General features: G+C 34.5%; 10 protein-coding genes and 3 pseudogenes. 11 read left to right on the top strand and 2 right to left on the bottom strand.

Annotated features, from left to right (window positions below; all coding sequences use genetic code 11):
* The 8 genes and pseudogenes from H6F32_RS19665 to H6F32_RS19700 form a co-directional block, all read left to right on the top strand.
* A pseudogene (locus tag H6F32_RS19665) lies at positions 1–127 on the top strand (IS4 family transposase); the annotation flags it as partial.
* A 307-nt stretch (positions 128–434) separates the two neighbouring features.
* Positions 435–641, top strand: a pseudogene (locus tag H6F32_RS19670) (IS701 family transposase); the annotation flags it as partial.
* A gap of 129 nt (positions 642–770) precedes the next feature.
* Positions 771–2,081 (top strand): DUF3326 domain-containing protein, encoded by a 1,311-nt coding sequence (locus H6F32_RS19675; RefSeq protein WP_190370967.1) that lies wholly within the window; start codon positions 771–773, stop codon positions 2,079–2,081.
* A gap of 3 nt (positions 2,082–2,084) precedes the next feature.
* Positions 2,085–3,434: an aminotransferase class I/II-fold pyridoxal phosphate-dependent enzyme gene (locus H6F32_RS19680; RefSeq protein WP_190370968.1), complete on the top strand. Its 1,350-nt coding sequence runs from the start codon at positions 2,085–2,087 to the stop codon at positions 3,432–3,434.
* A 6-nt stretch (positions 3,435–3,440) separates the two neighbouring features.
* A complete protein-coding gene (locus tag H6F32_RS19685; protein ID WP_190370969.1) occupies positions 3,441–4,067 on the top strand; it encodes a class I SAM-dependent methyltransferase in 627 nt (208 codons plus the stop codon).
* A 5-nt stretch (positions 4,068–4,072) separates the two neighbouring features.
* Positions 4,073–4,777 carry a CmcI family methyltransferase gene (locus tag H6F32_RS19690; RefSeq protein ID WP_190370970.1) on the top strand — a complete coding sequence of 235 codons (705 nt, stop codon included), beginning with the start codon at positions 4,073–4,075 and terminating at the stop codon, positions 4,775–4,777.
* A 124-nt stretch (positions 4,778–4,901) separates the two neighbouring features.
* Positions 4,902–5,180 carry a cupin domain-containing protein gene (locus H6F32_RS19695; protein ID WP_190370971.1) on the top strand — a complete coding sequence of 93 codons (279 nt, stop codon included), beginning with the start codon at positions 4,902–4,904 and terminating at the stop codon, positions 5,178–5,180.
* Between the two features lie 232 nt (positions 5,181–5,412).
* Positions 5,413–5,856: a hypothetical protein gene (locus H6F32_RS19700; protein ID WP_190370972.1), complete on the top strand. Its 444-nt coding sequence runs from the start codon at positions 5,413–5,415 to the stop codon at positions 5,854–5,856.
* Between the two features lie 91 nt (positions 5,857–5,947).
* Here the strand turns inward: H6F32_RS19700 and H6F32_RS19705 are convergent, their stop codons facing one another.
* Both H6F32_RS19705 and H6F32_RS19710 read right to left on the bottom strand, forming a co-directional pair.
* Complete coding sequence (locus tag H6F32_RS19705) at positions 5,948–6,832, bottom strand: aspartyl/asparaginyl beta-hydroxylase domain-containing protein (protein WP_190370973.1); 885 nt, start codon at positions 6,830–6,832, stop codon at positions 5,948–5,950.
* A gap of 214 nt (positions 6,833–7,046) precedes the next feature.
* Positions 7,047–7,394, bottom strand: a pseudogene (locus tag H6F32_RS19710) (transposase); the annotation flags it as partial.
* 177 nt (positions 7,395–7,571) lie between these two features.
* Here H6F32_RS19710 and H6F32_RS19715 point away from each other — a divergent pair.
* The 3 genes from H6F32_RS19715 to H6F32_RS19725 form a co-directional block, all read left to right on the top strand.
* The gene (locus H6F32_RS19715) at positions 7,572–7,787 is read left to right on the top strand and encodes a DUF29 domain-containing protein (protein WP_242031202.1); all 216 of its coding nucleotides are present in this window, start codon (positions 7,572–7,574) and stop codon (positions 7,785–7,787) included.
* On the top strand, positions 7,780–9,312 hold the full coding sequence (locus H6F32_RS19720; RefSeq protein WP_190370974.1) for an NAD(P)/FAD-dependent oxidoreductase: 1,533 nt from the start codon (positions 7,780–7,782) through the stop codon (positions 9,310–9,312). The genes H6F32_RS19715 and H6F32_RS19720 overlap by 8 nt, the downstream gene beginning before the upstream one ends.
* 174 nt (positions 9,313–9,486) lie before the next feature.
* Positions 9,487–10,086 (top strand): transposase (locus H6F32_RS19725; protein ID WP_190370975.1); only part of this gene is annotated, 600 nt, incomplete at its 3' end.

The following is a 10,086-nucleotide window of genomic DNA, read 5'->3' on the forward strand; positions in this document are numbered from 1 at the left end:
GTATAATTTACCGCAAGATGCCGTTGGAGTAATGGATAGAGGTTTTGCAGGACTAAATTTTATGCAAGAATTAGTGCAAAAAGACAAATATTTTGTAGTGCGAATTAAGAATAATTGGAAACTAGAAGTGTTGAATGTTAAGATTTTGAGGATTTTGTCCAAGTTGTGCATTGGTATTGGTGATACCAAATTTGAGCAATTAATGACTCTATTCTCAATAGACAATGGATTTTACCTGGGTAAAACGAAAAGATTGTAAAGTTTTATTGCAGGATTCAACACTTGTGTCCCTCTTCTGTCACTTTCCGAGTATAACAAATAAAAGAATCAAAAAATAAAACTCTACAAGGCAGGTGGAGCAATAGATGTAGAATTACAAATCCTAAAACATTAAACATTTGGCAACTGAACCTAATGTACAACAAAGTAATTTCATTAATTTTTCTAAACATCAACAATAGAATCATGAAAGCGGATGGAATAATGCTCTCAATAATCTTCGCTTAATTGTCAAACCCCTCTTACTATTTTGGTTGATTTATCCGTGGCTCGCTATTTTTCCCAATTCTGATTTATTGCTTGGATTCAATTATCTCATTAGCGCGATGAATGGATTTATTCCCTTTTATTCTTCGGGATAATTTAATTCATTTACTACTTGCTTAATTCGGAAAGTGACAGAAGAGGGTTAGTTTTTCTTGAGCTTACTCCCATGAAGAGTAATAGCAAAATAGCAACAGTTTATCTTTAATTATGGAGATTATATAAAAGTGACGCAGATCTATACAAAAGATTTTGAAATCCAATGTCCTCCTCAACAGCGTACCTGGTACAAAATTTCTCAGGAGATTGCAGCGCTTCCCCTACCTGGAGTTCCCATTCGTCTGATTTTAACTAAAGCTGAACAGAACAATCTAACTTTTGAATGCAGCTTTATAGATACTGATAGAGAACCTGTTTGGTCATCCTTATTAAATATTAATATTCGTCAACGAGTTTCTAAAAAACCGTTTGTCGCAGTGAGCATTATTCCCACAGGAGTGAGAGCAGAAATTGGAGGTTTTGCAGGAGATGCTACTCCCAGTACTAACTTATTGGCTTCTGCTTGTGACTATCTAGTGACAAATCCCAATGCAGTTACTGCTTCCGATGTTTATTTTGCTCAGGATAATGTGCTGTATCTAGAAGGTAATCTGATTTGTCAGTTACTCCTGGGGAATATTGGAGTTATTCCCGAAAAAAGAACCAAGATTGCCGCAATCATTGAAAAACCCAAAGATGATCGCTTTTTAAATAACGTCCTTAATGCTCTCAATGGCTTACGGGCTGTGGGGGGAGTTAACATTGACCCTGTTGTGGTAACTGGTGGGGCGATTGAAACGGCCTGTACCTATTCCCAGTATGGTAATGCCTCTGGGGAATTTAAAGGTATGGAAGAGTTGATGAAGGCTTTGGATGTGGTGGCACAATCCGATGCTGAGGCAGTGGCTTTAATGACCACTTTGCAAGTAGATGACAAAGTGCGTCAAGCCTATTACCGAGGAGAATCTATTGCCAATCCTTGGGGCGGTGCGGAAGCAATTATGACCCACATGACCACTAATTTCTATCCCTTTACTGCTGCCCATGCTCCCTTATTATTGGAATGGGAACACACCGGATTTGGTAAATTAGTAGATCCTCGGGATGGTGCAGAATTGATTTCTAGTGCCTATGTTTGTTCTCCTCTGAATGGTTTAATCAATTCTCCTCGCCCAGTAAGGTTTGATACTCCTGTAGCGGCTGGTGAAACCCGGATATCTGTCGAGAATGTATCGGCGGTAGTGATGCCAGAAACAACCGTGGGAAATATTCCTTTCTTTGCTTCCTTAGACCAAGGTGTGCCAGTAATCTTAGTTAAAGATAATACTACCAAGTACGATATTACCCCAGAACGGTTGCAAATTGAGACCCAAGGCAGGAAAATATATCGTGTCAATAGCTACATGGAGGCGGCGGGATTACTGTTAGCCTTACGCAATGGAATTGCAGTTGAAAGTACAATTCGTCCGATGCCACAACTTCAGCCGATTTACCTTTAAGCTATGAATCAACCATCTTCTGCTTATAAGCTAATCGCATCTCATAATCAGGATGTGCAGGTTAGTCTTTATACTCCGGCTCATCAAGGAATTGCTCACAATAAAGATCGCCTGAGTGAAGAAATCTATCAATATGATGTACCGTTCCTGACTCGCCCTCGCACTGAGAACATAGAGAAACATTTCTCGGAAATGTATGGCACTAAACATACCTTTTGGCTAACTGGGGGAGGCACTCAAGGAGATTTAACCGCTTGTGCCTTATTAGGAACTCAGTATAAACAAGTGGCGATCGCTCTTAACAGTCATATTTCCACAATTAACGGTATCATTTTAGCAGGATTAGAGCCTTATTTTATTCCTTCTGTATCTTTAATGCCCACTACTGAGGAGGTGATTTCGGCGTTAGAAACCAGTGGCGTATCGGCTTTGTTACTCACTCATCCCAGTTATCAGGGGAAAATTCTCGATTTGGAAAAAGTAGCTGATTATTGTCACCAACATGATATTGCCTTGGCGATCGATGAGGCACATGGGGGACATCTTCCTTTTTTTGATTTGCAATGGCAATCGACAAAAGGACAAAGTTTTCCTCGTTCAGCGATCGCTTTTAAGGCGGACATCGTATCCCATAGTATGCACAAATATACAGGGAGTTTAGTACAAACAGCTTTATTGCATTTACCTACTGATTCTCGGTTTACCGTTGAAGATGTGATGGGAGTTTTACCATTATTTGAAACCACCACCCGCAGTAATATTTTGATGTTAAGTATTGAAGATGCGGTTAATCGGGGATTTTCAGAAGAAGGTAAAGCTTTATTTTCGCAAGCTCTTCGGGAATGCGATCGTCTTCGTTCTCAACTGGATCGATACGGTACAGTTTTAACTTATGATGCTCAAGTTAGCGATCCTCTGAAAATTTATTTAAAGAGCGATCGCACTACAGGAAAAGAATTAGCCCAACTTTTGTATGATCATGGCGTTGATGGAGAGTTTGCCGATGAAGAGGGATTATTATTAATTTTCTCTTTTAATCATAGTCAAAAAGATTTTCAGTTTATGAGAGAAACTTTAGCTAAAATTGTGCCGATTCTCAGTGAAAAAGCAAAAAAAAAGAATATTTCTAAAAATTACTTTTGTCGTAAACCACAAATGAAAATGCTACCCAAAGATGCTTTCTTTGCCCCAAAAGAAAAATTACCTCTAAAAAAAGCATTAGGTAAAATAAGTAGTTGTTGTATTCAAAAAGTACCCCCTGCTTGTCCTCTTGTGATACCAGGGGAAGTCATTACGAAATGGCATATTGATCGTCTATCAAATGAAACTTTAATTGGTGTTATCAAAGAATAATTAAATATGGACAATAAACAATCCAAAGACTTTTTAGAACAAAGGGCTTGGTTATCTAGCATTTGTGATACCCAAAGTACCGAGGAACTTGAAAAGAAGTATGCTAGTTGGGCTAATAGCTATGATACAGATGTTCAAAAAGATTGGTCTTTTATGCCTGTGGCTATTGCTAAAACATTAAGCAAATTATTACTAGATAAACACTGTTCTATCTTAGATGCTGGTGCTGGTACAGGGCTAGTGGGTGAGGCTTTAGCAAAAGAAGGATATACTAATCTAACTGCTGTGGATTTGTCAGAACAAATGTTGGCGATCGCCAAAGAAAAACAAGTTTATCAATATCTTTTTCAAGGTAATTTAGAAGATTCCTCTATTTTTAATAACTCAGAAAATTTTGATGTTATTATTACTGCTGGAGTTTTTGCTTATGGTCATGCAGGAGTTGAAGTTTTAAACAATCTATTTCCCTTTTTAAAAGAGGAAGGAATTTTCTTGTTAACTATCCGAGAAGACTATCGCAAACAAATACAAACGCCATTAGATCAATTATCGTGGCAATTGATTAGTGAAGAAGCTTTTCCTATCTATGATGAAGCTAAATTAATGTATCTTCTGACTTTTAAAAAAGGATAATAATTATGAACAATCAAAGATTTATGAAAATCTCCGAAAGAGAAGATAAATGTGATCTTCCTAAGTCCACTTGGCGACCTTTAACAGAAAATGCCTATTTACAAACTTGGAAAGGGGTACTTTTAGAAAAAGATCCCATGCAAATAGCAAGTTATCCTATGCTAATTGATGAATTAAAACCCAAGACAATTATTGAATTAGGAGCATTAAAAGGAGGAAGTGCAATTTGGTTAGCTGATAATTTAGAATTATTGGGGATTGAAGGTCAAGTTTACTGTATTGATAATGATCTTTCTCAACTTGATGAAAAAGCAAAAGCAGATTCTAGGATTCATTTTTTAGAAGGTGATTGTCGAGAAATTAGTACAGTTTTACCCACAGAATTGCTTGATAATTTACCTCATCCTTGGTTAGTGATAGAGGATGTTCATGATAATATAGTTGGTATTTTGGAGCATTTTCATCACAATGGTTTGGAAACAGGTGATTATATAATTATTGAAGATACCAATAAATTTATGTGGGAAGTTTGGGATGATTGGGAAGATCAAGAATTAATCAAAAGAGGTTATCAGAAAATGAATAACTTGAGACAATGGTTAATGAGTCATCAGGAAGAATATATGATTGATTCATATTATCAAGATATGTACGGTTATAATGCTTCAAAAAATTGGAATTCTATACTAAAAAAAGTGTTTACGTTTTAGCCTTAAAGAGAAATCAGGGAAACGTGAATAATTCAGTCAAATTTGAGGTTATTATTACTGCCGGGGTTTTTGCTTATGCTCACGCAGGTGCTACTTGAAAAGTTATTTTATATGAGGTAAAAAAATGAATTTAGAAGAAATTAAAAAAAATTGGCAAAAAAAAGGACTAATTTCTGAGTATTATGAATTAAAACCGCAAGATTATTGGTCAGATCCAGGTCATAAAACTGATGAATATTTCATTCTTTTGGAAGGAGAAATGCAAGTTTCTTGTCAAGATAAAGTGTTTAACCTAGAGATAGGAAAAGAAATTATGATTCCTGCCCAAGAACCTCACATAGTCAAAAATAATGGCTCAACAGTTAGTAAAGTTTTGTGGATACATTACCCCAACTTTGCTTGATCCATCCAAAAGGGAAAATTACGGCTATCTAGTAGTGAAGGGTGTAAATAACACTTCAGGGAGTGACAAGAGGGGGAAAAGCAATATAGAGAAAGGGTTTTAAACTTCAGACACCCCAAAAAAATTGGTATGAATGAAGCAGCAGATAACCAAATATTAGAGGAGCATAAAAAAGGGACAGTTTGATGGTAAAAAGAAAAAGTCCTGTAAAATTAGTAAGATAAAAACAAAAATGTTCCCCTCATTCTATCAAAAAATATTAGAAAAATACCTAAACAATAAACAATTAATTACTCTAAAAGTATTGGTATATTTATTACAGACTCAAAAAGATGTGAGAATAGAAAGACTGGCAGCTAATCTACCTTTACCAATAGAACAAAATAGTCGCCGTCGTCATATCCAAAGATTTTTAAATGCACAAAAATTGAGTATAGTGCTAATCTGGTTTGACATCATCAAAGAATTAATATCAAAGCTATTTATACCCGATGATTTACCTGCTATGGCTAAAAACTGGCAGGAAAGTTGGTACAACACTATTAATCAAACCAGTCAATTTTTGGAATACCAAGAAAATAAGCAAGTTAATGTACCAGATAAATTAATCCCACTTCTGGAACTTTGTTTACCTTACTATGAAAAACTAAATAATTATTGTTTTAATTTCGACTAAAAGAAATTTACGAAAAAACTAACGTTTAAAACCTCCTTTTTAAGGGTGATTTAGAATGATCAATCCCTACATCATCGTTTTTTAAATGGTATTAGTACCATTGAAGCGATAAAGTATTAGTATCTCTAGGTCCAATTAAAAATTTTCTGACTTGATTGCTCTTCTCAACTAACTTTTTATTGTTTGTAGCCTCTGCAATTTTGTGAAGCCAGTCATAAGTTAATGCAGAGCTAATTTGTCGTCTAAAGTGAATTTTTCCTAGAATAGCAACTATATCTTTAAAGTTGTATTCGTTGATGATTTTACTTAAATTATAGATACTATCTATGTCTTCTTCAGTAATAGGTTCTCGATCAATTGAATTTGGGGGTTTGCTTGAAATCATAACTGATTTATCTTTGAATAACTCTTCAGCATTAACACCAGAGACAAAATCTAAAACTAGATGCAACCGAGATATTGAGGAGAAATTAGCGGCACTATGAACACAATCATGACCATGATGTAACCAAATCTCTCCAGTTTTCATATGATAGACTTTTTCTTCATAGGAATTAAAGCAACCATCGCTAGTTTGAAGAGGAATATGGAGTTTGAGAAAATGGTTATTAAAATTTTTGCTTCCATCTAAACCATCTTTATGGGGTAGAAGAAAACCACCACTGCACATTTCAAAGATACGAGCTAATTTTAAAAACTCTAGATTAAATGTGTTCTCAATAATTCCACTAATATATGGCATTTTTACACTAAGTTCCGTTGCTTTGGATAGACCTTCGTAATCATAATAGCGACCATCTTCAGCCTTTCCATTACTGTTACGTAAAGTATAGTTTTGCCAGAGACCAACTTTATATTCACTATATCCAGTAAAAGCTGGAAATGTTTTTAAAATATTAAGTTCCTTATGCAATAGATTAAAGTCTATCTTTTCATTCAATGAAGCAATTTGCTTAGTTTGAAACTGATTTTTCATGATTTTTAAACTTAAACTAAGTAGAACAACATACAATTATACTTCAGTTTTAATAGGAAAAGGAGGTTGAAAGAATCCTGCTAAATCAAGTAATGGTGAGAGAACAACCATTTTTCCCCCTTCTTATAAAAGAGAGCGACGATTAAATAACAGGACTTACGCAACTGGCACAAATAGCGGGCGTGGCTTCACGGAAGCAAGGCGGCAAATTGAATCAAACCAAGCACATAGAAATACTTGGGCGTTTGAGTTGCTCAATTAAATAATTAGAAAGGAATTTATGCTTGATTTCATAAATAGTTTGACCAGTTCGATAGACTAAATTCTTTAACCTAACCCAAACCAACATAGCACAAGCAATATGATTTAGTTGCAGTCTAGCCTTACGACATTGACAAGATTCAATGCCCGTTAATTGTTTAATTTCCCGATGAAACTCCTCTATTTTCCAACGAATTTTACACACCTCTTGTACAACATCCGTAGAACTTTGAGATAAATCGTTAGTTACGACGTAATCCGTTCTGTTGGTAGAAACAGTAACTCGGAATAGTTTCACTTTATCACATATCACACCATTTCGCTTTTAATGCTATTTATTCTTATTAAGCCTCTTAATTTTTGAGTTACCTTTAGTTATTATGTACTACTTCAATGGCTGTTTTGATCTGTGACAGTTGAGGGTGCAGAATGTGGGCTAAAATGGAATTAGGTCATTTACAAGATGGGATATACAGTAATGTCAAAGACACAAATAGCAGTCTATTTATATGAACAAGACTATATACTGTGGATTGAAGATACAGTTAACAAATTAAGAAATAAAGATATTGAGGGGTTAGATTTTGAGAATTTGATTGAGGAGATCGAGGACTTCGGGCGATCAGATAAACGAGAAATTGAAAATCGTTTAGACAAAGGAAAAACCTTGAAACCCTGCTTAACTAATGTTTAACCCTTACCGCCATACACAAGAGTTAGATCGTCCTTTTTCTTTTGAGCGATTATATCGTCATCCTGGTTCTCTTAGTCGCTATGATAAAGGCAATACCCGCAAACGCATTGCGATTATCGGCGGAGGAATTGCAGGACTTGTTAGTGCTTACGAACTAAGTCAACTTAACCATCAAGTTACTTTATTAGAGGCTGATTCTCGCTTGGGAGGAAGGATTAAGACTCATTATTTTAGCGACGGGACTTATGGGGAATTGGGCGCAATGCGAATTCCCGCCAGTCATGGTTGCACTTTACACTATATAGATAAATTTAAGTTACCAAAAAGACCTTTTATTAATTACAATCCCGCAGCTTTTTATTATCTGAGGGGTAAGAAAACTCGTTTAGATAGTTACCAACAATTGTTTTCTATCTACAATTTAACTCCTGATGAAAAAAAAGATCCCGGAGTTATTTATGATGAGTTATTGGGAGAGTTAATTAATTCTTTTTCTGAAGATGAAAAATGGCAACTATTTTCACCTAATTTTACCAGTAAAAAAGTAAGAAAATGGGATCAATTAACCGTAACAGATTTTTTTCGTAATCATCTTTATCCTGATGGTTTTGAATTATTGGGTCATGCAACTGGTGCAATTCATTATAATCGAGTTTCTTTATTAAATGGTTTAATTGATTTCTTTGCTTGGCATGGAAAAGAACAATATGAATTAGTTGGAGGGATGGAAATATTAATTCAGGCTTTAGTCAAAAGAATATCAGGTACAATTCATACCTCAGCAAAAGTTACTGATATTAAAGTAACTTCTAAAGGAGTTAAATTATTTTGGAATCAGTCAAGTGAACAGAAAATTTACGAATTTGATGCGGTTATTTGTGCTATTCCAGCAACTGCTTTAAGAAAGATTATATTTGAGCCTATTTTGCCTAGTAAACAATGGGAAGCGATTAATAATTTAGGTTATTGTAGTTCTAGTAAAACTATTTTACATTGTACCGCTCGTCCCTGGGAATTTAAAGATAATATTTATGGTGGTGGTAGTTTCACTGACTTAAATATTGAGAAATGTTGGTATCCTTCTGATAATGCTAAATTAGATTTAAAAAATCCTTCTCAACCTCATTTTATTGCTAAAGATATTTCTTATCAACCATCAGTCTTAACTTCTGCTTATCGTTGGGAGGATAATTCTCGAAAATTTGTCACTTTAGATGAGCAAAATAAAGATGATTTAACTTTACAAGAAATTTCATTACTTCATCCTGAAATTAAAGAATATACTGATGATATGATTCACAGTATTTGGGACGAAAATCATCAAATCGGAACTGGTTCTTATGCTTATTTTGCCCCTGATGATCGGGAAAAATATCAACCTTTTATGGGACAATATTATCCTCTCAATAATCCTCGTATATTTTTTGCAGGGGAACATTTAGCGATAAATCATGCTTCAATTCAAGGAGCAATTCAAACTGCGGTTTCAGCCGTTATTGATATGCTTGAAATCTTAAACTATTAATAATAGTCAAAATTTAATTATTATTTAGCATTACTTAGATAAAATAAAAGTATAGATAGGGAAATTTAAAATTATGCTTCAAACCAGAAGTGTTGAATGTTAAGAAATCTGTGATAAAAATTGCTCAAAATATATTAAAATTTGGGCAACCTATATCAAAATATTGATTTGATAATGATTATAAATACATTTCCCAAGATTGTTAAAGACATCCTCAAATCCTTGCCAAAAAATGATTATCCGGTTTTGAACACCCGTCTTTACGTTGAGTGTTGGTTGGGTTATGCCTTAGATAATAGTTTAACAAGTATGCGAGACTTATTTAAAAGGTTAAACAATACAGGTATAGATGTAATAATTTCGACATTTTCCAAGGCTAACACACACAGGAATCAAGAAATATTCCAAAATATTTATGATCAATTGAATCAATTAGTCCAGAAAAAAGCCTATAAAAAGTTACATAATAAATATGCAATTTGTCCAATTGATTCAACAATAATTACCTTAACAAGCAAGTTACTATGGGTTCTAGGTTATCATCAGGTAAAACTGTTTAGTTCCCTCAATCTTTCTACGGGAAGTCCAGAAGATAATTTGATAAATTTTGGACATAATCATGATTATAAATTTGGTTCATCAATGATGTATAATTTACCGCAAGATGCCGTTGGAGTAATGGATAGAGGTTTTGCAGGACTAAATTTTATGCAAGAATTAGTGCAAAAAGACAAATATTTTGTAGTGCGAATTAAGAATAATTGGAAACTAGAA

This window comes from Anabaena sp. FACHB-1237, from assembly GCF_014696225.1.
In the GTDB taxonomy this organism is placed as follows: Bacteria; Cyanobacteriota; Cyanobacteriia; order Cyanobacteriales; family Nostocaceae; genus FACHB-1237.

Bases quoted from the DNA above. Each gene is read 5' to 3' on its own strand.
- H6F32_RS19695 (WP_190370971.1), top strand. From the start codon at position 4,902: ATGAATTTAGAAGAAATTAAAAAAAATTGGCAAAAAAAAGGACTAATT.
- H6F32_RS19680 (WP_190370968.1), top strand. From the start codon at position 2,085: ATGAATCAACCATCTTCTGCTTATAAGCTAATCGCATCTCATAATCAG.
- H6F32_RS19705 (WP_190370973.1), bottom strand. From the start codon at position 6,832: ATGAAAAATCAGTTTCAAACTAAGCAAATTGCTTCATTGAATGAAAAG.
- H6F32_RS19720 (WP_190370974.1), top strand. From the start codon at position 7,780: ATGTTTAACCCTTACCGCCATACACAAGAGTTAGATCGTCCTTTTTCT.
- H6F32_RS19685 (WP_190370969.1), top strand. From the start codon at position 3,441: ATGGACAATAAACAATCCAAAGACTTTTTAGAACAAAGGGCTTGGTTA.
- H6F32_RS19700 (WP_190370972.1), top strand. From the start codon at position 5,413: ATGTTCCCCTCATTCTATCAAAAAATATTAGAAAAATACCTAAACAAT.
- H6F32_RS19690 (WP_190370970.1), top strand. From the start codon at position 4,073: ATGAACAATCAAAGATTTATGAAAATCTCCGAAAGAGAAGATAAATGT.
- H6F32_RS19715 (WP_242031202.1), top strand. From the start codon at position 7,572: ATGTCAAAGACACAAATAGCAGTCTATTTATATGAACAAGACTATATA.